Source organism: Pseudomonas sp. GW821-FHT01E10 (assembly GCF_059422365.1).
Genome location: NZ_JBWKWT010000020.1, coordinates 17,705 through 40,664, shown reverse-complemented (window position 1 = coordinate 40,664; position 22,960 = coordinate 17,705). Strand labels below are relative to the sequence as shown.

Sequence of the window (22,960 nt, the reverse complement as noted above, 5' to 3'; positions counted from 1 at the left end):
TTTTAACGAAAGCTAACAACTAGGATGACCGACAACAAGAACAACAATACGAGGTCAGGGATGCAGACTTCCCTTGATGAATACGACTACATCGTGGTCGGCGCCGGGCCGGCCGGGTGTTTGCTGGCCAATCGACTGTCAGCCAACCCGCAACACCGCGTGTTGCTGCTCGAAGCCGGCGGCCGCGACAACTATCCGTGGATTCACATCCCCGTGGGTTACCTGTTCTGCATCGGCAACCCGCGCACCGACTGGTGTTTCAAGACCGAGTCGCAACCGGGCCTGCAAGGCCGCGCCCTGAGCTACCCGCGCGGCAAGGTACTCGGCGGCTGTTCCTCGATCAACGGCATGATCTACATGCGCGGCCAGGCTGGCGACTACGATGGCTGGGCGGCCGAGGGTAATCCTGGGTGGGGCTGGCAAGACGTGCTGCCGCTGTTCAAACAAAGCGAAAACCATTTTGCCGGCGATTCGGAGTTTCACGGCGCCGCCGGCGAATGGCGGATCGAGCGGCAACGCCTGTCGTGGCCGATTCTCGATGCCTTCCGCACTGCTGCCGAACAAAGCGGCATTGCCAGCATCGATGACTTCAACCAGGGCGACAACGAAGGCTGCGGCTATTTCCAGGTCAACCAGAAAGCCGGGGTGCGCTGGAACGCGGCCAAGGCGTTTCTCAAACCGGTCCGTCACCGCACCAACCTCACGGTGCTGACTGATGTTGAAGTCGACCGCGTGCTGCTGGAAAACGGCCGTGCCTCGGCGATCAGCGCCCGTTGGCAAGATAAGGCGAAAACCTTCAAGGCGCGTAAGGAAATCATCCTGTGTGCCGGCTCCGTCGGTTCACCCGGCATCCTCCAGCGTTCCGGCATCGGCCCTCGCCCGCTGCTGCAACAACTCGGCATCGGCGTTGCCCATGAACTGCCCGGCGTGGGCGGCAACCTGCAGGATCACCTGCAACTGCGGCTGATCTACAAACTGGAAAACGCCCGCACCCTGAACCAGATCTCCGGCACGCTGTGGGGCAAGATGGGCATGGGCCTGCGTTATCTGTATGACCGCAGCGGCCCATTGTCCATGGCCCCAAGCCAACTCGGCGCCTTCGCCCGTTCGGGGCCGGAGCAGACCTCGGCGAACCTCGAATACCACGTGCAACCCCTGTCGCTGGAGCGCTTTGGCGAACCGCTGCACGCCTTCCCCGCCTTCACCGCGTCGGTCTGCGATCTGCGCCCGCAAAGCCGTGGGCGCATAGACATTCGCTCCGCCGACCCGCGGGAAGCGCCGCTGATTCAGCCCAACTACTTGAGCCATCCCGAAGACTTGCGAGTGGCGGCCGACGCGATCCGCCTGACCCGCCGCATCGTTCGCGCCCCCGCCCTGCAAGCGTTCAAACCGGTGGAATACCTGCCCGGCGACAGCTTGCAGAGCGAAGAGCAATTGCACGAAGCCGCCGCCCGAATCGGCACCACCATTTTCCACCCGGTGGGCACCTGCCGGATGGGCAACGACGCGGACGCGGTAGTCGACGCTGAGCTGCGCGTTCATGGCATCCCCGGCCTGCGCATCGCCGACGCCTCGATCATGCCGCGCATCACCTCGGGCAACACCTGCTCGCCGACATTGATGATCGCCGAGAAAGCCGCGCAACTGATCCTCAGTCCAGACACAAGGAGCCTCAACCCGCAGAAGCCCACTGTAGGAGCGAGGCTTGCCCGCGAAGAACGATGACGCGGTGTGTCAGGTCTGACGCCTTCGCGAGCAAGCTTCGCTCCTACAAAGATCGACGTACACCCCGCTTTATGGATAAACGCGGCACCCGCCCACAAGGCTGGCGTCGACAGTGGAACAACAAAAACAATCACTGTGAGGGATACCGATATGTCAGAACATGTTCAGCCCCTGGAAGCCGTCCGCAGCGCGGGCACCAGTCAGGAAACCCAGAAAGTCATCTTCGCCTCGTCCCTGGGGACGGTGTTCGAGTGGTACGACTTTTTCCTCTACGGCGCCCTCGCGGCGGTGATCAGCAAACAGTTCTTCGCCGGGGTCAACGACACCACGGCGTTCATCTTCGCGCTGATGGCCTTCGCCGCCGGCTTCATCGTGCGCCCGTTCGGTGCGTTGGTGTTCGGACGGTTGGGGGACATGATCGGGCGTAAATACACGTTCCTCGCGACCATCGTCCTCATGGGTCTGGCGACTTTCTGCGTCGGTTTGCTGCCGACTTACGCGAGCATCGGCATCGCCGCGCCGATCATCCTCGTGGTGCTGCGCATGCTCCAGGGGCTGGCGCTGGGTGGTGAGTACGGCGGCGCTGCCACTTACGTCGCCGAACACGCACCGATCGGCAAACGCGGCTTCCACACCAGCTGGATTCAATCCACCGCCACCCTCGGCTTGCTGCTGTCGCTGCTGGTGGTGCTGGGCTGCCGTTACTTCACCGGCGACCAGTTCGAAGTCTGGGGCTGGCGCATTCCGTTTCTGTTTTCGATCGTGCTGCTGGGCATTTCCACCTGGATTCGCCTGAGCCTGCACGAGTCGCCTGCGTTCGTGAAAATGAAAGAGGAAGGCAAACTCTGCAAGTCGCCGCTGCGCGACTCCTTCGGCAAATGGGAAAACCTTAAAGTGGTGCTGATCGCCCTGTTCAGCATCAACGCCGGGCAAGCGGTGACCTTCTATGCCGCGCAGTTCTACGTGCTGTTCTTCCTCACGCAGTTCCTGAAAATGGACCCGGCCCTGGCCAACAGCCTGCTGATTGTCAGCGTGATCATTGGCGCGCCGTTCTTCATCTTTTTTGGCTGGCTGTCGGACAAGGTCGGACGCAAACCCGTGCTGATGATCGGCCTGCTGCTGGCGACTGCACTGTACTTTCCGATCTTCAAGTCCATCGCCCACTACGCCAACCCGGCCATCGACCAGGCCAGCCGTCAGGCACCTATCACCGTGCTGGCCGACCCGGCCACCTGCACCTTCCAGTTCGACCCGGTGGGCAAGGCGAAATTTGATAGCCCGTGCGACAAGGTCAAAACCTTCCTGGTCAAACAGGGCCTGCCCTACAGCAGCGAAGCGGCCCCGACCGGCAGCGGTGTGCAGGTGAGCGTCGGTGACGTGAAGCTCGACGGCTTTGACGAAGCGGCCCTGCGCGGCGCAGTGACCCTGGCCGGGTATCCGTCAAAAGCCGACATCCAGCTGATCAATAAACCGATGATCGTGGTGTTGATCGTCGCGCTGATCATCATCTCCGCCATGTGCTACGGCCCGCTGGCGGCGCTGATGGTCGAACTGTTCCCGACCCGCATTCGCTACACCTCGATGTCCCTGCCCTATCACATCGGCAACGGCTGGTTTGGTGGGTTCCTGCCGACGGTGTCGTTTGCCCTGGTGGTGTACACCGGGGATATTTTCTACGGGCTGTGGTACCCGGTGGTGATTACCGCGGTGAGCCTGGTGGTGGGGATGATGTGTTTGCGCGAGACGAAAAACGTGGACCTCGATAAAAACTGAGCGCTAACGGGAGGTTAGTTTGTGGCGAGGGTGCAAGCCCCCTCGCCACAAAATGTTTTCTGTACATCAGGTCTTGAGCACCTCAAACGTCACTTCGTCAGGATAGAACGCCACATACCCGCCAATCTGCGCAACCGACACCTTGGGGTGCTCATAACTCCATACCGCATTGGCACCTTCATGCCCGGGGATCTGCAGGCTGTAATAGCTTGCATCGCCCTTGTACGGGCAATAGCTGGTGTGGTCGGTGCGGGCGAAATACTGTTCGGCGATGTCCTCCCGCGGGATGTAGTACACCGGAGGATAATTGGTCTCATGCATGACCAGCGCCCGAGTGGACGACGCCACTTGAATGCCATGGAACTTCACCACCACGCAGCCGGGTTGGGGGACGATGGAGATGGGACTACCGGCACCTGGGACTTTCATGAAGTAGGTTCCTCTGTTGCTGTTGTGCGGTTTCCGCGCCCCAACAGGTATACCCCATGTTCTGGTATCGCGAGTACTTCGCAGCCGAACGGAGCGTGCTTCAGTCGCTGGATTGACCGCTGTCATCAAACGCAACAGCTCAAGCTGTACATCCATACAGATAAAGATTGCTCCATCGCTCATCACCCGCCATTCTGTGCACCTCTCGAACACTGATCGATGATGGTGCTTATGCGGCTGTACCTCTGTGAAAAACCTTCCCAGGCCAAAGACATCGCGGCCGTGCTCGGCGCCAGGCGTCGGGGCGACGGCTGCTGGCTGGGAACGGACGTCACAGTGACCTGGTGCATCGGCCACCTGCTGGAAACCGCGCCGCCGGATGCCTACGACGCGCGTTACAAGCGCTGGGTGCTGGCGGATCTGCCGATCATTCCCGAAAAATGGAAAATGACCGTCAAGCCGCGCACGGCCAGCCAGTACAAGGCAGTCAAACGCCTGCTCGGCGAGGCCAGTGAACTGGTGATTGCCACCGACGCCGACCGTGAGGGCGAGATGATCGCCCGGGAACTGGTGGAACATTGCCGTTATCGCGGGCCGATCCAGCGGCTGTGGTTGTCGGCCCTGGACGATGCATCGATCCGCAAGGCGCTGGCGGCGCTCAAGCCGGGGGCCGAGACGTTCAGCCTCTATCATTCGGCGTTGGGGCGCTCCCGGGCCGACTGGTTGATCGGGATGAACATGAGTCGGCTGTTCACCCTGCTGGGGCGTCAGTCCGGCTATCAGGGCGTGTTGCCGGTCGGTCGGGTGCAGACGCCGACTTTGCGCCTGGTGGTGGATCGCGACCGCAGCATTGCCGATTTCGTCCCGGTGGCCTACTGGGCCATCGACGTGCAACTGCTGCACGATGGCACTGCGTTCACTGCCCAGTGGCGCGCGGCGTCCGATGCTTGTGACGATCAGGATCGCTGCCTGAACCAGGCGCTGGCCCAGCAGGCGGCTGCGGCCATTGGCAATGCGGCGAGCGCTCGGGTGATCAAGCTACGTACCGAGCGCATGCGCGAAGTCGCGCCGCTGCCGTTCGACCTGGGTACTTTGCAGGAAGTCTGCTCGAAAAAACTCGGGCTCGGCGCCCAGGAAACCCTCGATATCGCCCAGGCCCTGTATGAAACCCATAAAGTCATCACCTACCCGCGCAGCGACTGCGGCTACCTGCCCCTGAGTCAGCACAGCGAAGCGCCGGGTATTCTGGCGGCGCTCCGGCAAGCCGATCCGGCCCTGAACGCCTTGCACGATTATCTGGAGCCGCAACGCCGATCGCGGGCCTGGAACGATGCCAAGGTCAGCGCGCACCACGGCATCATTCCGACCGCCGCGGCGAAGAATCTCGATCGACTGGTGGGCAAGCAACGGGCGGTCTACACCCTGATTCGTGCGCGTTACCTGGCGCAGTTCCTGCCCAATCATGAATACGACCGCACCCAGGCCGACTTCGAATGCGCCGGTGAAGCCTTGCGTGCCGTGGGCAAGCAGATTGTCGAGCCCGGCTGGAAACGCGCCCTGCCCGAAGCCCTCGCGCCCGCCAAGGGCCGCGAAGCACCGGCACCGCAAACACTGCCGACACTGGCCGAAGGGCGTGACTGCGCGGTGGCCGACGTGAAGCTCAAGGACCTCTGGACCCAGCCGCCCAAGCCATTCACCGAAGGCGATCTGATCAAGGCAATGAAGAACGTTGCCAAACTGGTGGAAGATCCGCTGCTCAAGCAAAAGCTCAAGGACACCACCGGCATCGGCACCGAAGCCACACGCGCCTCGATCATCCAGGGCCTATTGGATCGTGGTTATCTGATCAAGAACGGCAAGGCCCTGGCCGCGACGCCGGCGGCTTTCAGCCTGATCGATGCGGTGCCGCGAGCGATTGCCGACCCCGGCACCACGGCAATCTGGGAACAGGCGCTGGACATGGTGCAGAGCGGTGAAATGAGCCTGGAAGAATTCGTCACCAAACAGGCCGCGTGGATGAGCAAGCAAGTGGCGCGTTGCGCCGGCCTGAACCTGACCATCAGCGGGCCGGCAAGCCCGGCCGGGCGTGGCGCCACACCGTGGAAAAACAAACGCAAACCCGCCAAACGCAAGCCTTCGACTGGAACCAAGCGCGCGGCGAAACCGGCGGGCAAGGTTTGAGGGCAGCGAATCGAAATGGTCTAGTGTTCTTCAATGTCAGTTAAGACACGGAAGGTACGACCATGACGACAATCAGGAGCCAGCCCTCGATAGAACTGCACGCCGCCCAGCGCGACGAACTGGAAACCATCGAAAACCTGATGCAGTTCTACATGTACGATTTCAGCGAATGGCTGCCGCTGAAGCTCGGGGAACATGGTTTCTTCAACATCCAGCCCAGACTGGACTACTGGCGCAACCCGGCAACCCGGCCGTTTCTGATCAAGGTCGACAGCGAGCTGGCAGGGTTCGTGACCGTGGATAACGAAACCCATATCGTCGGCGCCGAGTACAACATCGGCTACTTTTTTATCAGTCGACGCTTTCGTGGCCAAGGTGTCGCGAAGTTTGTCGTCTCTGCCCTCTTGAGCCGCTTCCCCGGTCAATGGCAGATTTTCCACATCGATGCCAACCAGCCTGCGCGGCTGTTCTGGGCCAGGGTGATGCCCGATCTCACGGGCGGAGCATTCACCGTGCATCAGCTGCCGATCGACGGTTATCCATGCACCGTTTACCGCTTTGAAAGATCGCAGCCCTCGGCAACGCCTACGGGGCCGGGGTAAGCGCTGCCGAAGATTCCAAACGGTGGCCACGCTGACTTTCTAATTCCAAAACCACTTTGTCCGACAATATGTAGTGAACAAAAATAATCACTACAAAACCGTTGACGCCTCCGATTTGCCCTTGCATGATGCAGACGTCTCCCCGATCGGGAGTACAGGCAACACGTTTGAGCAAGTTCGTCTGACCGCCGAGCTGTTTTTCCCGGATACACGCTGCCCACAAGGCAGATTGAAGAAGCTGACCTGGCCTGAACGTCCAGTACAAGGGCGAGAAACGCTAGCGATCAATCCTCATGAAGCTTGTGGCCGACCCTGAAAACGTCGGCAGTGGCCTCCAGGTTTTCGCTGCTTCTCTTCGTTGTGACGCTATTGCGTAGCAGTTATTCAACACGACTACATGCAACAGATGCGCGACCCCGTCGTATTGACGGTCGACCGCTGACGTCCTGGTTTCGGTGCCAGGGATCAACTAACCGATGGGCTACCTGTATTAGCGAATCAACTTTGAAAGATCACCAAATGGTCAAGGGGCTTACAATGAATCTGAACAATCAACCTACTATCGATGAACTGGCTCGTTTGTTCGCTGCGCAAAAAGACAGCCATGACAGCCATATTCTGTGGATCAGCAAATCGGGCCAGGTCCATATCGACTGCCTGTCGCCCCATGCCCACGAAGAAGAGTTCGACAGGAACAACCAGAACCTGCTGGCCCGCATGAAGATGTACCGTCGCGGCCAGGGCTATGTCGGCAAGAAAGCCGCGGCCGACAAGGACTTCATCGGTAATGTGCTGCAAACGCTGACACAGGCGTGGGCCTCGCTGCAGAACCAGAATGAAGTTCGGGTGATTGATCGGTTGTACTGATCTCTCCCAAACACAAGAAGGCCCCGCTCGTTTTATCGAGCGGGGCCTTTTTTATTCGTCACCGTCTGCACCTCTGACTTTGCACCGGGTCAAAAGAACAGGGCTATGGTTAACAGTGCGCTGGACATCGGTTTATCCGCTGGAGGTCTGCGATGAAAACAACCCTGACATTCATGCTACTGGCATTGGCGAGTGCAGCCCATGCGAACAGTCTCCCCGGCATTCCCGCCTTCGATGTGGACTGTCCCGGGAAAATCATGGTCCACGCCGACCAGGATGGTCCGGTGATGATCAACAGCAAAGAAGCCCAGACCAAAATGATCAATGATCGCCTTTTCGAGGCCAAGGGGCCGGATGTGACGATCTCGATCAGCATCGCGGATGACGACACGGTAGCCGTGACCTATACCAGCAAGAAAGGCGGCAATGGCATCTGCCAGTCGGTGGATGATTGATTCACACGCTGGTGCTGCCGGCCATCACCAGGTTCGCGAACGCCACAGACGCGGCACTGTGATAGTTGTTCTTCCTGCGCAGCAATGCCGCGTCGCGCCGGGGTGCCTCGCCCTGTAATTCAATTCGGCGCAATGCCCGTTCCGCCGTGGCGATGGGCTCCGGGAGGATGGTGGCCATCGGCGTGTGGCGAATGACCTCCAGCAACGTACTCACCGAATTCACCTCGATCGCCACCTTGGGCGTGATGTTCTGCTGCCGAAAATACTCGTCGACTGAGGATCGGGTGATGAAGTCCGGCGTCAGCAACGCGAATTCCAATTGCGCCATCTCCTTGGGCGATAGCGGGATCTGCCGTTCGTACAACGGATGACGGTGCCCGACCACCACACCCAGAGTCTCGACAAACGCCGGCACGCACTCGATATCCGGGCTCCTCACCGGGGTGAAGGCAATGGCAATGTCCAGCGAGTCATCGAGCAACCCCGCCTCGATGTCATCCATCGACAACTCGAAAATCTGCAGATGGATGTTCGGAAACTTCGCCGCGTAATCGCGCACCAGCGGCCCCACCAGATACGCCATGAACGTTGGCGTCATGGCCAGTCGCAAGGTGCCGCGAGACAAGTCCTTCACATCATGCAGCGCGCGTTTGCCCGCTTCCAGTTCCACCAGCACCCGCCGGGCGCATTCGATATAGGCCTGCCCCGCGTCGGTCGCTTTGACCGTGCGCGAGGTGCGGTCGAACAGGCTGACACCCAGGGTTTCCTCCAGTTGCCGGATCTGCTGGGACAGTGTCGGTTGGGAGACGTGCAACGCCTCCGCAGCGCGGGTGAAGCCGCCGTGGTCGGCGACCGCCAGCAGGTAGCGCAAATGTCGGAGCAGCATGGGGCTCATCATCTATAGGAAGGACTTATGCAAAGCATTGTATATCGATCTTGGACGCTATGGATCAATCAACCGAAGATGGCTCCACTTTCCAGCCACAACCGATAGGAGTCACACCATGCAACAGTCCCACGCTTACCAGGACACTAGTCTGGCCCTGACCACTTCGATCCTCGATGCCAAGGCGCGCAAGAATCTGTCCTGGCAGGATCTGACTGACGGCACCGGCCTGGGTCTGGCCTACGTCACCGCCGCCCTGCTCGGCCAGCATCCACTGCCGGAAGCCGCCGCCAGAGTAATCGGCGAAAAACTCGAGCTGGACGCCGACTCCGTGGCCCGCCTGCAAATCATCCCGCTGCGCGGCAGCCTGTCGGGTGTTCCGACCGACCCGACCATCTACCGTTTCTACGAAATGATCCAGATCTACGGCACCACGCTCAAAGCCCTGGTTCACGAGCAGTTCGGCGACGGCATCATCAGCGCGATCAACTTCAAGCTGGACCTGAAAAAGGTCGAAGACCCGGAAGGCGGCTCCCGCGCCGTGATTACCCTGGACGGCAAGTTCCTGCCGCTGCGTCCGTTCTAAGCAACTGGCCACCTTTAGCAAGCGATACCCCGTAGCAGCTGCCGAGCCTGCGAGGCTGCTACGCCCCCTCATTCATTGCAAGGAAGTCCGCCATGAAAGCGCTCATCGAAGGTTTATTGAAGTTTCAGAAAGAAGCGTTTCCGCAACGTACCGACCTGTTCAAACACCTGGCCACCACCCAGCATCCCGGCACCTTGTTCATCACCTGTTCCGACAGCCGCGTGGTACCGGAACTGCTGACCCAGCAAGAGCCCGGCGAACTGTTCGTGGTGCGCAACGCCGGCAATATCGTGCCCTCTTACAGCCCGCATCCGGGCGGCGTGTCGGCCACGGTGGAATATGCGGTCGCGGTATTGGGCGTGACGGACATCGTGATCTGCGGGCATTCGGACTGTGGCGCCATGACCGCCATTTCCCAGTGCAAATGCATGGATCACCTGCCCGCCGTCAGCGGCTGGTTGCAGCACGCCGAGTCGGCCAAGGTGATCAACGAAGCCCGCCCTCATGCCAGCGACGCGGCCAAGGTCAGTTCGATGGTGCGGGAAAACGTCATCGCCCAACTGGCGAATATCCAGACCCACCCGAGCGTGCGCCTGGCCCTGGAAAAAGGCCTGTTGAACCTGCATGGCTGGGTCTATGACATCGAAACCGGCTCGGTCGATGCCCTGGATGCCGGCAGTCACAGCTTCGAGTCGCTGGCCGAACACCCCGGCACTTGCGCCGTGCACGGCAAAACGGTCGAAGCCGCCTGAAGGTGTCGACCGCACAAGCTGCACCAGGCTTGGCGCAGCGTTACAAAGTGGACAGGCGCGCTACTGCGCCCGTCCTCGTTTCCCGGCCGGGAATGTGACACTCACACGGTCGCCCTGGTTATTTGTCGTCCGTCTTGGCTGACGATTGTGGCCGACGTTCAGGTGTGTCTTCAGCGTTGGGCGCTTCTGGAAAACTGCCTGGGGTGAACACATGAGTGAGCAATTCGCTGGCATCGATGTTGACGACACCAGGAACCGAACGGGCCAGAGCAACAGCGTGCTCACACTGTCTATGGGTATTGACGCGACCGCTCAATGCCACCGCACCCGCATGGGTTTTGACATGGACATTCAGGCCAAGAGTGGTATCGGCCAAGGCCAGGGCCGACTTCACCCGGGTGGTAATCCACGTGTCGTGAACGACCGTTTCCAGACCATGGGAGTAATGTTGGAAGTCATGAAGTTTCATGGCGCAATCCTCTCACACGTAATCAGATGCGCTGTCCGTCCCCGCGCGGGCACGGACACACAATAAGTATAGTGCGTGCCGTTGCCTGCGGCCGGCGGCTCCTGATGAGCGATGAAAATCCTCTGGGAGCAGCTTTACTTACCGCTCTCAGCGTTTGACTGACAGGCTCGTCTGGGTCATGCGGCTGCGGATCGTGAACACGCCATCACCCGAGAGAATCGCGCTGCGCGCAAACAGGCGACCGCTCTCCCAGTTCGAAAGCCCCAGTTCCGGCTTGTTCAGCGCGTACTGTCCGTCGACCCAGCGGGTGATCCCGTTGCCGACAAAAGGCGCGTTGACCGCGTTGTAGAACCGCGCCTGCGCCTGGGCATCCTCACTGATCAGCGACACGGTGAATTGCGGGCTGTAGCGGTTGAACAAGGCAATGGCCTGATCCAGATCGTCGACGATCTTCAGGCTGACTTCCGGGGTTTCTTCCCATTCCCACTCGCGGCCCAATTGGTCCTCGGGCAGCGGTTCGGCCTGTGCTTCGGTCTGATAGCCTTCGGCGCGGTACACCTCGACGCTCGCGGTGCGCCAATCGCTCGGCAAATGCTGCTCGCTGCCCTCGACGATGTGCAGTTTGCAGCCCTGGCCCCGCGCGGTGCCAGCCTGTTGCAGTGCATCGAGAAACAGCGGCACCAGTTCGGCTGCTCGGTCGCGGTGGATCAGGCAAACGTTCAAGGTGTTGCAGACTTTGCGGTCCAGCGAATTGCGCACCACGGCGGCGAAGCGCTGGGCATCGGCATCTTTATTCGCGATCAGCCAGGCGCCACCGGTGCCATGCAGGCTGACGGCGGTGCCGGCCTGTTGCGCGATGCTGCCCAACTGGCTGACCGCATGCCCCGAACCACGGGCCACGGCCAGCGACAGGCGCCGGTCGGCGAACATCGCCCAACCAGCAGCGTGATTGACGCTTTCGACCAGCGACACCGCACCGCTCGGCAACCCGGCATCGGCCAGTGCCGGATTCAGTGCATGGGTGACGATGGCCTGAGCGGTGCCCAACGCGTCGCTACCAATACGCAGCACCGCGGTGTTGCCAGTGCGCAATACACCGGCGGCGTCGGCGAAGACATTCGGCCGGCCTTCGAACACAAAAGCGACGATGCCCAGCGGCGAAACCACCTGCTCGACTTTCCAGCCGTCGTGCTCGACGCAGCTCACGACTTGACCGCGGGTGGCCGGCGCATCGCGCCAGGCCCGCAGGCCGGCAATCATGTCGCGGCGCATGCGCTCATCGGCCAGCAATCTTGTGGTGGAACGCCCGCGCGCCTTGGCCCGCTCGATGTCGGCCAGGTTGGCGGCTGCAATCAAGGCCCAGCATTCCGGGGTTTCCAGGCGTTGCGCGAAGCGATCGAAGAACTCGCTGATGGCGTGATCCGAAACGCTGGACATCGCGGCAAACGCCGCTTCGGCGCGCTCGATGGCGACGGCTGCCGCTTGCTGGTCCGCCACCGGGATCAGCAACAACTCGCCGCTGACCTGCTCCACCAGCAGATGGTCGCCGGGCTGAAAGCGCGCCGCCAGTTCGGGGCTGACGACCGTGACACGATTACCGGCAAATGGGATCGGCGTGCCAGCGACTAGACGTTCGAGCGCAAGAGACATGAAGCGGTTTCACCATGCAGGGGGGCGGTCGGAAAATGTATAGGAAAATCCGTGGAGCGTCATTCACCGGGACGCGGTGGCGGTTACTTTTTAGCAAGTCGAAATACGTCCTGCTCCAGTCCATTGCTACCCTGTTTACGCTTGTCCGAATTCACGTCATAAACCACCAGCAACAATGGCTCTTCTACGCCTTCGGTGCCGATAAAGGTCATCCCTTCGGCATGATCGCAGCCTTTATCTTCTCCTTGCCCGTAAGGAACCTCCAGGACCGACGTCAATTGTTCGCTGAAAACGAAACCTTCATCTGCTGGCCTGGCGCCGTCGCGCCATCGAAATACAGTGACGGGCCCGTCGAGGTCCATCGTCGGTCCAGCCAGGATCAACATATCGTCACCATCGAGGCATAAGTCCCTGACGCCGAGTCCATTCAGCTGGAAAAAATGCTTTCGATACTTTCGCCCACCCGGCCCGATTTTCTTCAGCCTCAGTGTGTGAGCAAGCTTGGGATGGTCTTCGGGTTCGACCTCCAGAATGATTGCCCATCCCCGCAGCACAGGCCCTCGCAACCCGATAAAAACACGCTTGCCATTGACCTCGAGGCCTTCGGTATCGAACCCGTTGTCCTTGCTGGGAATGTGCAGGAATACCCCGACATGTTCGTCGTCCTTGAGTTCATCGAGCAATTCGTTACCCAGTTGATTGCCGGCCAATTGAGCGGCGACTCGATCATCGCTGGTGGTGCTCTTCACCAAAGTGAACGTCCCGTTTTCTTCGACCAGCGGAATCCGGGCCAGGAGAAAACGATTGCCATCACGGCTGACAATGGCCAGACGTTCGGCGTTTTTCTTCAGGGACTTGGTGCTATCGGGCTTTTTCCGTTTCAGGCTGTGAGAGCCCACGATCCAGAGATACCCTGTGTCGCGGTCGTAGCTCATGCCCTCCAGGTCTGCTTCAACGTCTTCTTTGCCAACGTCCGGCATGACCGGCAGCGTCAACAGGGATGCCAACGGGAACCGCTTCTGCTGATCAAACAGAAATTGGCCCGGGCTGGCGCACTCGCGCCGGGTGAAACGTTCAAGGCTCAAGGATTCATCATTGGCGACCCACAGGGTATTACCGACCTGCACCACGGCAGACAACCCGTCGCGCAAATGAGCGTCCGCCTCATTGAAGACGAGAAGCGCGGAACCGAACTTCATCATGGATTCACCCGCGCCTCCACCCGATCGGGTGAGCAGTCAAAAGATCTACTTCACGTTAGCGACCACCCGGTGCAAGTCAAGGAGCGCCATCAGAACACCGACCAGCCAATCCGCTGACTCAACAACTCCAGCGCCGCCATGCCAGCGAGCGAGTTACCGGCGGCGTTCAATTCCGGTGACCAGACGCACACCGTGAATTGCCCCGGCACCACCGCGACGATGCCCCCGCCCACGCCGCTCTTGCCCGGCAGACCGACGCGATAGGCAAAGTTGCCCGCTTCGTCGTACAGCCCGCTGGTGGCCATGATCGAGTTGACTTGTTGGGTCTGGCGGGCGCTGAGGATCTGTGCGCCGCTGTGTTTGCAGAAACCGTCGTTGGCCAGGAAGCAGAACGCCCGGGCCAGGTCCACGCAACTCATGCGCAGCGCGCAATGGCTGAAGTAGCTGCGCAGCACCGCCTCGACATCGTTATGGAAGTTGCCGAACGACTGCATCAGATACGCCATGGCCGCGTTACGCGCGCGGTGCTGGTATTCGGATTCGGCGACCTTGCCGTCCACCATGATGTTCGGGTTGCCGGACAAGCGCCGGACAAAATCGCGCATCGACAATGCCGGCGCTGCAAAGCGCGATTGATTGATGTCGCAGATCACCAGCGCACCGGCATTGATGAAGGGATTGCGCGGGCGCCCGCGCTCGAATTCCAACTGCACCAGCGAGTTGAACGGCTGGCCCGACGGCTCGTGGCCCAGGCGTTCCCATATCGCTTCGCCGGAGTGTTCGATGGCCTGCACCAGGCTGAACACCTTGGAAATACTCTGCACCGAGAACGGCGTGTCGGCGTCCCCCGCGCAAAACAACTCGCCGTCATTGCCATAGACGGCAATGCCCAATTGATTGCCCGGTACCTCGCCGAGGGCGGGAATGTAGTCAGCCACTTTGCCCTGACCGATCAACGGTCGGACTGCGTCAAGGATCTCGTTCAACAGCGCTTGCATGCCGGGTTCCGAAGTCTCGCCCCATGGGATTGCGGGGACACTGTCGCTAGACGCCGCTGGACGGCGCTGAATCACAGTTTTGTACGCGAATGTATCTGTCGCGGCCCGGGATACACCAACTTGCACCGGGCGGCCTTTCAGACATATCGCCAATACAGCTGATTGCAACACTTCTGTCGTCCGCTGACCACCGGTAAACCGGGTCGGCCCTTGCTCAGGAGTGATGTCATGATGACCCAAGTCCCCCGTTACCATGGCTGGTCGCTGTTTGGCCTGCTGGCCATGCTGGTGCTGTTGATGACCGGCCTGATTCTGCTGCTCAACCCCGATCTGGTGGAAGCCAGCCGCAGCACCATTCGCGCCACCGCACGCACTTCGTTTGCGCTGTTTCTCGCCGCGTTCACTGCATCGGCCCTGGCGGTGCTGGTGCCCTCGCCTTTCAGCCGATCGCTGGTGCGTGAACGACGTTTCATCGGCCTGGCCTTCGCGTTTTCCCATCTGGTCCACGCCGTTCTGATCTACAGCTACGGCCAACTGAACCCCGAGTTCTGGCCCGGTCGCACCACGGTCGGCAATATTCCGGGTTCGGTCGGTTACCTGTTCATTCTGTTGATGGCATTGACCTCATTCAAAACCACGGCGCGCCTGATCGGCCCCAAAGCCTGGAAAACCCTGCACACCTGCGGCATGTGGGTGATCGCGGCGGTGTTCGCCTTTTCCAACTTCAAACGCATCCCCCTGAGCGCCTGGTACGTCCTGCCGTTCGGCCTGATATTTTCAGCAATTGTCATTCGGCTGCTGGGCAAGATTGCGCAGAAGTACAAACGGTCCGCCAGAAACACGCTATTGACCGAATAAAACCTCAACACCACCAATCCCCCGTGGGATCGGGCTTTTGTGGCGAGGGGGCTTGTCGGAACGCCGCACCGCCCCGTTGGGTTGCGAAGCAGCCCCAAAATCTCTGATGCATCAAAGATCTTGTGAGTGCTACCCACTCAAACGGGGGCAAGCCCCCTCGCCACAGTCCGCTCCCACAATGAATCCCTCGGAGCTCAAACCATGAACACCTCTCTCTCATCAGCCGTCAAAGGCCTGCACCTGAACCTCGACCGCGTCGGCAACTGGATCGCGCCCCTCACCCTGCGGCTGTTTCTGGCCTGGGAGTTTTTCGAGTCTGGCCTGGAAAAATGGAACGGCCAGAACTGGTTCGCGGACATCCAGGACCGCTTCCCGTTTCCCTTCAACCACGTTCCCGCCACGCTGAACTGGGAACTGGCGATGTGGGCCGAGCTGATCTGCGCCCTCACCCTGCTGGCAGGCCTCGGGACACGGCTCTCGGCGATTATTCTCGTGGTGGTCACGGTCGTCGCGACCGCTGCCGTCCACTGGCCGGCTGATTGGTCTACATTGAGTGAACTTGCCCAGGGTTATGCCATCAGCAACAAGGGCCACGGCAACTTCAAACTGCCGTTGATCTACCTCGTAGCCCTCATGCCGTTGTTGTTCTCGGGGGCCGGCAAACTCAGCATGGACGCGTTGTTGGCTCGACTATTCTGGCGGCGCAGTCACCGCTGAGGCGCCAGCGTCTCGATACCCCATCCAACTTATGCAAAGGAGCCATCATGAGCGTAACCAGCCAATGGATCGAAATCAGCAGCCCCGAAGGCAGCTTCGGCGCTTACCTGGCCATCCCCCACACCCGTAAAGGGCCGGGGATCGTACTGATTCAGGAAATCTTCGGGGTCAACGAACACATTCGCTCGGTTGCCGAGCAATACGCCGCCGATGGCTATCTGGTCATAGCGCCGGATCTGTTCTGGCGCCACGGCCACCGTATCGAACTGGGCTACGACGAAGCCGGCTGGAAACGCGCTGTCGAATTGATGAACGCCACCGACATCACCAAGGCCCAGGCCGACATCAAACTGGCCATCGACACTCTGAAGACACATACCGGGCTTGACGGCAGGATCGCCTCCATCGGTTTCTGCTTCGGTGGCATGCTGTCGTACAACACCGCGGCCAACGGTTTCGTCGATGTGGCAATCGCCTACTACGGCGGCGGCATTCAGAACCAACTGTATCGGGCCGGTGAAATCAAGGTGCCGCTGCTGATGCACTTTGGCGAACAGGACAGCCACATCCCCATCGATGCCGTGAAGCAAATCGCCGAGCGTTTCGAGTTCAACGACGACGTCGATATCGAGGTGTATCCGGGGGCCGAGCATGGCTTCAACTGCTCGCACCGTGACAGCTACAACCAGCGGGCGGCGGTCGAGGCGCATGGCAATACGTTACTCTTTCTCAGCCAGAACCTTTGAACCAGAGGGCCCGGCGGCCGAATCGCATTCGTACCGCCGGGAGCGCTGAGCGCTATTTCACGGTTTCAATCGATGTGATCGTAGCGGTCGCGCCCTCAAGCTGAAATTCGAAGTTCACCTGATCCCCGACCTTCACCGAGGCCAGTTGCTCCTCTGTGGCCCGAAACCCCATGGTCATCGGCGGCCATTGCACTGCCGGCACAGCACCATGAGCAATGGTCAGCGTGTGTTTCGTATTGTCGATGGCTTTGACCGTTCCCGTCGCTTTAGCCGCTGGTGCCTGCTGCTTCGTCGGTGTACCGCCCATGTTCATATCGTCCATGTTCATACCCGGCATCTGCGCTGCGTGGGCAGGAAAAGCAAGCGCGACCAAGGTGCTTGCCGTTGCGATCAGAGTCAGTTTCATTGGATTTTTCCTTGAGTGTGGTTGGGTTCAAGCTGGAGCTGACGGCGGCGCATCAAGCGATACGCCGCCGGGATGACAAACAGAGAAAGCAGGGGCGCAGTGATCATTCCGCCGACCATCGGCGCGGCGATGCGACTCATGACCTCACTGCCGGTGCCGCCGCCCAGCAGGATCGGTAACAGACCGGCAATGATCACCGCCACCGTCATGGCCTTGGGTCGCACGCGCTGCACCGCCCCCTCGCGAATCGCGGCGACCAGCCCGAGGTCAGTGCGATCGCCAGCGTCTTCACGTTCGGCCCAGGCGTTCTTCAGATAGAGCAGCATGATCACGCCAAACTCGGCGGACACACCGGCCAGCGCAATGAAGCCGACGCCCGTGGCCACCGACAGATTGAAGCCGAGCCAATAGAGAAACCACGCCCCGCCCGCAAGGGCGAAAGGCAGTGTCGCCATAATCAGCAAGGCTTCGTCGAAACGCGCGAACGTCAGGTAAAGCAGCACAAAGATAATCAGCAGCGTGGCAGGCACTACCAGCTTGAGTCGCGCGTTGGCCCGTTCGAGGAACTCGAACTGCCCGGAATAGCTGAGGCTCATGCCGGGTTGCAATTTGACCTGCTCATTGACCACCCGACGCAGGTCGGCGACCACTGAGGCAATATCCCGCCCACGTACGTCGATGTACACCCAGCCGGAGGGTCGGGCGTTTTCACTCTTGAGCATCGGCGGGCCATCCGTCACCTTGACCTTGGCCACCGTGCCGAGAGTGATCTGGCCTCCCAGCGGCGTGTAGATCGGCAGTTGCTCCAGAGCACCGAGAGAATCGCGCCACTCGCGGGGATAACGGACATTGATCGGAAAACGCGCGCGCCCCTCGATGGTTTCCCCAACGTTTTCACCGCCAATGGCACCGGCCACGATCGATTGCACATCGGCAATGTTGAGTCCATAACGAGCGGCAGCCTTACGGTCAATGTCCACATCGATATAACGCCCGCCAGTCAAACGTTCGGCCAGCGCGGAACTGACGCCCGGTACGCTTTTGGCGGCGCGCTCGACACCCTGCGTGGCCATGTCGATTTGTGCCAGATCGCTACCGGAAACCTTGATTCCGATTGGGCTTTTGATACCGGTGGCAAGCATATCGATGCGATTGCGAATCGGCGGAATCCAGATATTGGTCAGCCCCGGGACACGCACCACTCGATCCAGTTCTTCCACCAGTTTTTCCTGGGTCATTCCTGGGCGCCATTGTTCATGTGGCTTAAACGCAATGGTGGTTTCGAACATCTCCAGCGGTGCCGGGTCGGTGGCGGTTTCGGCACGGCCGGCCTTGCCGAAAACGTGTTCGACTTCCGGCACGGTTTTGATCAGCCGATCCGTCTGCTGGAGCAACTGCGCCGCTTTCTGTGCAGACAATCCCGGCAACGCCGAGGGCATGTAAAGCAGATCACCTTCATCCAGCGGCGGCAGGAACTCGCCCCCTAAGCGAGACATCGGCCACAACGCGCTGACAAAGATCAGCAACGCGACCAACAGGGTGATTTTCGGTCCGCGCAGCACAGCGTCCAGCAACGGTTGATAGAGCCTGATCAACCAGCGATTCAGCGGGTTCTGTCGTTCGTCAGGGATCCGCCCGCGAATCCAGTAGCCCATCAACACCGGCACCAGAGTCACCGACAGCCCCGCCGCTGCAGCCATGGCGTAGGTTTTGGTGAACGCCAGTGGCCCGAACAAACGCCCTTCCTGAGCCTCCAGAGTAAACACCGGAATAAACGACAGCGTGATGATCAACAGGCAAAAGAACAGCGCCGGCCCTACCTCCACCGCCGCGTCGACCATCACTTGCCAGTGACGTTCACCTTTGAGTTCTTCCGACGGATGAGTGACGTGCCAGGCCTCGATCTTCTTGTGGGCGTTCTCGATCATCACCACCGCGGCATCGACCATGGCACCGATGGCAATCGCGATCCCGCCCAGGGACATGATGTTGGCGTTTATCCCCTGATGACGCATGACGATAAACGCAATCAACACCCCAATCGGCAAAGAGATGATTGCCACCAGTGCCGAGCGTAGATGCCACAGGAAAATCCCGCAGACCAGCGCGACGACGATGAACTCCTCGATCAACTTGTGGCTGAGGTTCTCCACGGCTCGATCGATCAACTTGCTGCGGTCGTAGGTGGTGACAATCTCCACACCGGGCGGCAAGCTGCGTTTCAATTCATCGAGCTTCGTTTTGACCGCCGCAATGGTTTCGCGAGCATTCTTGCCGCTGCGCAAAATCACCACGCCGCCCACGGTCTCGCCTTCGCCGTCGAGCTCAGTGATACCACGACGCATCTCCGGCCCCAGTTGAATCGTCGCCACATCGCCAAGGGTGACGGGCACGCTGCCCACACCGAGCTTGAGGGGGATGGCACGGAAGTCATCGAGGGTCTTCAGATAACCCGAAGCGCGCACGATAAATTCGGTTTCAGCCATCTCCAGCACAGCACCGCCGGTTTCCTGATTGGCCTTGCCGATCGCCTCGGTGACCTGGGCCTGCGTGATCCCCAGGCTGGCCATTTTCAGCGGATCGAGCTGAACCTGATATTGCTTGACCATCCCGCCCACGGTGGCCACTTCGGCAACGTTGGGCAGCGTCTTGAGTTCAAACTTGAGGAACCAGTCCTGCAGGGCGCGCAGTTGTGCGAGGTCATGCCCACCGCTGCGATCCACCAGGGCGTACTGATAGATCCAGCCAACCCCGGTGGCATCCGGCCCCAATGCCGGTTTGGCGCTGGCCGGCAGGCGACTCTGGACCTGGCTCAGGTACTCCAGCACCCGCGAGCGCGCCCAATACAAATCGGTTCCATCCTCGAACAACACGTAGACAAAGCTGTCGCCGAAAAAGGAATAGCCGCGAACCGTCTTCGCACCGGGTACCGACAACATGGTGGTTGCCAATGGATAGGTCACCTGGTTCTCGACAATCTGCGGCGCCTGGCCTGCATAGGGTGTACGGATGATCACTTGAACATCGGAGAGATCCGGCAGTGCATCGATAGGGGTACTTTGAACTGACCAGACGCCCCAGGCCGTGACAAACAAGGTCGCCAGCAGCACCAGGAAACGATTGGCCACGGACCAGCGAATCAGCGCGGCAATCATGGCTGGGCTCCGGTTTGTTCCAGGGGCTGAACAGTCAGCCCTTTGAGACTGGCCTCCGAGTCGAGCAAGAACTGGCCCGAACTCACCACCTGCTGCCCCTCCTCCAGACCGTTCAGAACCGCTGTTTGCCCATCGTTTTCCTGACCTGCCCGCACCTCTACCGGGCGATAGCGCCCGCCGTCTTCGGCAAGCATCACCAACACGCGTCGCCCAGTGCGAATCAATGCCTCACTCGGCACCCACAACACGCTTTGCTCAGTCGACCGATTCAACCGCACCTGCACCGTGAGGCCCGGGCGCAAGCGGCCGTCAGGATTGGGCAATTCAACCCGCACGCTGACGGTTCGGCTGTCCGCGCTGGTTTGCGGCAGGATCGCACTGACCGTACCCTGAAGGATTGCGTCCGGGAACGTCGCCAGCCTTGCCTCTACCGTCTGACCGACCTCGACTGCCCCGGCTGCCGATTCCGGTACAGCCACTGCCAGCCACACACGATCAAGGCCGTTGACCCTGGCCAGCGTTTCGCCGACGGCCAGGGTCATGCCGGCACGTACGTTCAACTCCTGCAACACGCCGGCAATGGGGGTGGTGATGGTCTGGTTTGCCTGCACCTTGCCGCTGCGCTCAACCTGAGCGATCAACGCCGCCGGTATTCCGGTCAGACGCAGGCGTTGACGGGCCGCCGCCAACAGGCCGGCATCGCCCACGTTTTTGAGTGCCAGGAACTCTTCCTGGGCCGCGGCCCATTCAGGCACCAAAATGTCCGCCAATGGCGCGCCGGCCTTGAGTACATCGCCCGGCGCACGGGCATACACCCGTTCGACAAAACCCGGCGTGCGTGCCTGGATCACCGCGACATCCCGTTCGTTGTAGGTCAGCACGCCCGCCGCTTCGAGGCTGGAAGCCTGGACGCCACGGGTCACGGTAGCCAGACGAACGCCCAGGTTCTGCGTCACGCTCGCGTCGATCTGTACGGTGGCTGCATCCTGGGCAGCGTCGGCGTAGCGCGGCACCAGTTCCATGTCCATGAAAGGCGACTTGCCGGGCTTGTCGAACTTTTGCTGCGGGTACATCGGGTCGTACCAATACAAGGCCTTGCGCTCATCCTGAGTCATCGAGCCTTGAACAGCGGGCTCCGCTTTATGGGCAAGCCAGTACCCGCCGACACCGCCCAGCGCCAGTGCGCCAGCGACCCACAGAACACCTTTGAAACGCTGAATGCTCATTGACCCGCCTCCCCGTAAGCGAAATACAGCCGAGCACTGGTCAGCGCTTTCTGTTCGTTGACATCGATCTGTTTCAGGCGGGCGTCGATTAATTCACGCCGGGCGGCGACGACGGCCGACAAGTCACTTTTACCCGCCCGGTAACTGGCCATGAGCAACTCGACCTTTTCTTTGGCCAGCGGCAACAGGCTCTCCTGATAACGCCGCACAGCACGGTCGAGCCGTTGATAGTCGGCCAGTTGTTCTTCCAGTTGCTGGGTGTGCTCACGGGTCAGGGCTTCGCGTTCGGCCTCCAGTTGATTCAGCTCAGCACGCTTCGCCGCGATCTTCGGGTTCTGCCGGGTGTCGGGGAACAGCGGCAGATCGAAGGTGAATTGCACGCTGACCATGTCGCCAAATTCCCGGCCGCGCCGCTGATAATCGACTTCCCAACTCCAGTCGGACCGTTTGTCAGCCTCGGCTTCACGGACTTTGGCCTGCGCCTCACGGGTCATTGGCGCAAACGCCGCCAATGAGGGGTGATGCTCAAGCTTGTGGACGTAACCCGACGTATCGATGGGCCATTGCGGCCAGTTTCCGACCGGTTGTTCGTTGGCGGCAGAACCAATCCAGCGCTTGAGTGCCGCGCGGGCTTGCGCGCGTTGCAGCAGTAATTGGTCTTGTTGCTCTTCCAGTTGCGCCGCTTCCTGCTTCGGTGTCACCGCATCGGCAGGCTGAGCCCGACCGCTGGCGATCTGTGCACGAACGGTGTCGGCCAACAACCGATTCTCGCGGTAAAACGCCTGGAACAGAGTCTGTTTCAGCTCCACCGAATAGCTGCCGATCCAGGCCAGCGCCGTGGCCTGCCGTACATTCAGGCGCTCGACACGCCCTTGCGCAGCGGCCAGTTCAACCGCGGCCTCGGCAACTTCAGTGCGCGCCCGACGCTTGTCACCATTGGGCATTTCCTGCATCACACCGACCGTTTGCATGGTCATGAAATCGTGATCCAGCGTCCCGCGATCGGGACCGCCCACCGGAAAATTCTGTACCCCCAGCACCAGCTTGGGGTCGGGCAACTCGCCGGCAGGAATGGCAGCGCTTCTGGCCGCCTGGAGTTTTTCAGCCTGGGCTGTGAGGGACGGCGCGTTGTCGTCAGCCAGCCGCAGGGCTTCGTCGAGAGTCAATGGGGCAGCAGCGCACGGCAAGGCCAGCACGCTTGCCGCCAGGGCAGCCGCCAGCGGCCACCCTGTGCGAAAGCACATGGAGTTCATGTTCACAATTCCTGTGATGATCCA

21 protein-coding genes are annotated in these 22,960 nt (G+C 60.5%); 11 read left to right on the top strand and 10 right to left on the bottom strand.

What is annotated here, in order from left to right; all coding sequences use genetic code 11:
• Nucleotides 1-60: 60 nt before the first annotated feature.
• Complete coding sequence (locus AC07V0_RS25110) at nt 61-1,725, top strand: GMC family oxidoreductase (RefSeq protein WP_495020028.1); 1,665 nt, start codon at nt 61-63, stop codon at nt 1,723-1,725.
• 150 nt (nt 1,726-1,875) lie between these two features.
• Nucleotides 1,876-3,498 (top strand): MFS transporter, encoded by a 1,623-nt coding sequence (locus tag AC07V0_RS25105; protein WP_495020027.1) that lies wholly within the window; start codon nt 1,876-1,878, stop codon nt 3,496-3,498.
• 66 nt (nt 3,499-3,564) lie between these two features.
• Here AC07V0_RS25105 and AC07V0_RS25100 read toward each other — a convergent pair whose 3' ends face one another.
• Nucleotides 3,565-3,927: a DUF427 domain-containing protein gene (locus tag AC07V0_RS25100; RefSeq protein ID WP_018929751.1), complete on the bottom strand. Its 363-nt coding sequence runs from the start codon at nt 3,925-3,927 to the stop codon at nt 3,565-3,567.
• Between the two features lie 231 nt (nt 3,928-4,158).
• Between AC07V0_RS25100 and AC07V0_RS25095 the strand changes: the two genes are divergently transcribed.
• The 4 genes from AC07V0_RS25095 (at nt 4,159) to AC07V0_RS25080 (ending at nt 8,032) form a co-directional block, all read left to right on the top strand.
• Complete coding sequence (locus tag AC07V0_RS25095; RefSeq protein ID WP_495020044.1) at nt 4,159-6,108, top strand: DNA topoisomerase III; 1,950 nt, start codon at nt 4,159-4,161, stop codon at nt 6,106-6,108.
• 62 nt (nt 6,109-6,170) lie between these two features.
• Nucleotides 6,171-6,710 carry a GNAT family N-acetyltransferase gene (locus AC07V0_RS25090; RefSeq protein WP_495020026.1) on the top strand — a complete coding sequence of 180 codons (540 nt, stop codon included), beginning with the start codon at nt 6,171-6,173 and terminating at the stop codon, nt 6,708-6,710.
• Nucleotides 6,711-7,247: 537 nt separating this feature from the next.
• Nucleotides 7,248-7,577, top strand: a complete 330-nt coding sequence (locus AC07V0_RS25085; protein WP_495020025.1) for a hypothetical protein — start codon at nt 7,248-7,250, stop codon at nt 7,575-7,577.
• A gap of 152 nt (nt 7,578-7,729) precedes the next feature.
• Nucleotides 7,730-8,032, top strand: coding sequence for a hypothetical protein (locus AC07V0_RS25080; protein ID WP_018929755.1), 303 nt, complete (start codon nt 7,730-7,732; stop codon nt 8,030-8,032).
• A gap of 1 nt (nt 8,033) precedes the next feature.
• On the opposite strand, the gene cynR is transcribed toward AC07V0_RS25080, so the two are convergent.
• Nucleotides 8,034-8,918, bottom strand: coding sequence for a transcriptional regulator CynR (gene cynR, locus AC07V0_RS25075; RefSeq protein WP_495020024.1), 885 nt, complete (start codon nt 8,916-8,918; stop codon nt 8,034-8,036).
• Between the two features lie 118 nt (nt 8,919-9,036).
• Between cynR and cynS the strand changes: the two genes are divergently transcribed.
• Together cynS and AC07V0_RS25065 are read left to right on the top strand one after the other, a co-directional pair.
• A complete protein-coding gene (cynS, locus tag AC07V0_RS25070; protein ID WP_018929757.1) occupies nt 9,037-9,504 on the top strand; it encodes a cyanase in 468 nt (155 codons plus the stop codon).
• 92 nt (nt 9,505-9,596) lie between these two features.
• A complete protein-coding gene (locus AC07V0_RS25065; RefSeq protein WP_495020023.1) occupies nt 9,597-10,256 on the top strand; it encodes a carbonic anhydrase in 660 nt (219 codons plus the stop codon).
• A gap of 118 nt (nt 10,257-10,374) precedes the next feature.
• Here AC07V0_RS25065 and AC07V0_RS25060 read toward each other — a convergent pair whose 3' ends face one another.
• The 4 genes from AC07V0_RS25060 to glsB all read right to left on the bottom strand — a co-directional run bounded on the left by AC07V0_RS25060 (nt 10,375) and on the right by glsB (nt 14,575).
• Nucleotides 10,375-10,725 (bottom strand): BON domain-containing protein, encoded by a 351-nt coding sequence (locus tag AC07V0_RS25060; protein WP_081625598.1) that lies wholly within the window; start codon nt 10,723-10,725, stop codon nt 10,375-10,377.
• Between the two features lie 147 nt (nt 10,726-10,872).
• Nucleotides 10,873-12,375: an aldehyde dehydrogenase family protein gene (locus AC07V0_RS25055; RefSeq protein WP_495020022.1), complete on the bottom strand. Its 1,503-nt coding sequence runs from the start codon at nt 12,373-12,375 to the stop codon at nt 10,873-10,875.
• A gap of 83 nt (nt 12,376-12,458) precedes the next feature.
• Nucleotides 12,459-13,577, bottom strand: coding sequence for a DUF3616 domain-containing protein (locus AC07V0_RS25050; RefSeq protein WP_495020021.1), 1,119 nt, complete (start codon nt 13,575-13,577; stop codon nt 12,459-12,461).
• Nucleotides 13,578-13,666: 89 nt separating this feature from the next.
• A complete protein-coding gene (glsB, locus tag AC07V0_RS25045) occupies nt 13,667-14,575 on the bottom strand; it encodes a glutaminase B (RefSeq protein ID WP_018929762.1) in 909 nt (302 codons plus the stop codon).
• A gap of 228 nt (nt 14,576-14,803) precedes the next feature.
• Between glsB and AC07V0_RS25040 the strand changes: the two genes are divergently transcribed.
• The 3 genes from AC07V0_RS25040 to AC07V0_RS25030 all read left to right on the top strand — a co-directional run bounded on the left by AC07V0_RS25040 (nt 14,804) and on the right by AC07V0_RS25030 (nt 16,896).
• The gene (locus AC07V0_RS25040; protein WP_495020020.1) at nt 14,804-15,433 is read left to right on the top strand and encodes a ferric reductase-like transmembrane domain-containing protein; all 630 of its coding nucleotides are present in this window, start codon (nt 14,804-14,806) and stop codon (nt 15,431-15,433) included.
• Nucleotides 15,434-15,634: 201 nt separating this feature from the next.
• Complete coding sequence (locus AC07V0_RS25035) at nt 15,635-16,150, top strand: HvfX family Cu-binding RiPP maturation protein (protein WP_018929764.1); 516 nt, start codon at nt 15,635-15,637, stop codon at nt 16,148-16,150.
• Nucleotides 16,151-16,197: 47 nt separating this feature from the next.
• Nucleotides 16,198-16,896, top strand: coding sequence for a dienelactone hydrolase family protein (locus AC07V0_RS25030; protein ID WP_495020019.1), 699 nt, complete (start codon nt 16,198-16,200; stop codon nt 16,894-16,896).
• 52 nt (nt 16,897-16,948) lie between these two features.
• Here AC07V0_RS25030 and AC07V0_RS25025 read toward each other — a convergent pair whose 3' ends face one another.
• Genes AC07V0_RS25025 through AC07V0_RS25010 form a run of 4 tightly spaced genes read right to left on the bottom strand, consistent with a single transcriptional unit; the run spans nt 16,949 to nt 22,936 of the window.
• Complete coding sequence (locus tag AC07V0_RS25025) at nt 16,949-17,302, bottom strand: copper-binding protein (protein WP_495020018.1); 354 nt, start codon at nt 17,300-17,302, stop codon at nt 16,949-16,951.
• Nucleotides 17,299-20,457 carry an efflux RND transporter permease subunit gene (locus AC07V0_RS25020; protein WP_495020017.1) on the bottom strand — a complete coding sequence of 1,053 codons (3,159 nt, stop codon included), beginning with the start codon at nt 20,455-20,457 and terminating at the stop codon, nt 17,299-17,301. Before AC07V0_RS25020 ends, AC07V0_RS25025 begins: the two co-directional genes overlap by 4 nt.
• Complete coding sequence (locus AC07V0_RS25015) at nt 20,454-21,683, bottom strand: efflux RND transporter periplasmic adaptor subunit (RefSeq protein ID WP_495020016.1); 1,230 nt, start codon at nt 21,681-21,683, stop codon at nt 20,454-20,456. Before AC07V0_RS25015 ends, AC07V0_RS25020 begins: the two co-directional genes overlap by 4 nt.
• Nucleotides 21,680-22,936, bottom strand: coding sequence for a TolC family protein (locus AC07V0_RS25010; protein ID WP_495020015.1), 1,257 nt, complete (start codon nt 22,934-22,936; stop codon nt 21,680-21,682). The genes AC07V0_RS25015 and AC07V0_RS25010 overlap by 4 nt, the downstream gene beginning before the upstream one ends.
• Between the last annotated feature and the right edge of the window lie 24 nt (nt 22,937-22,960).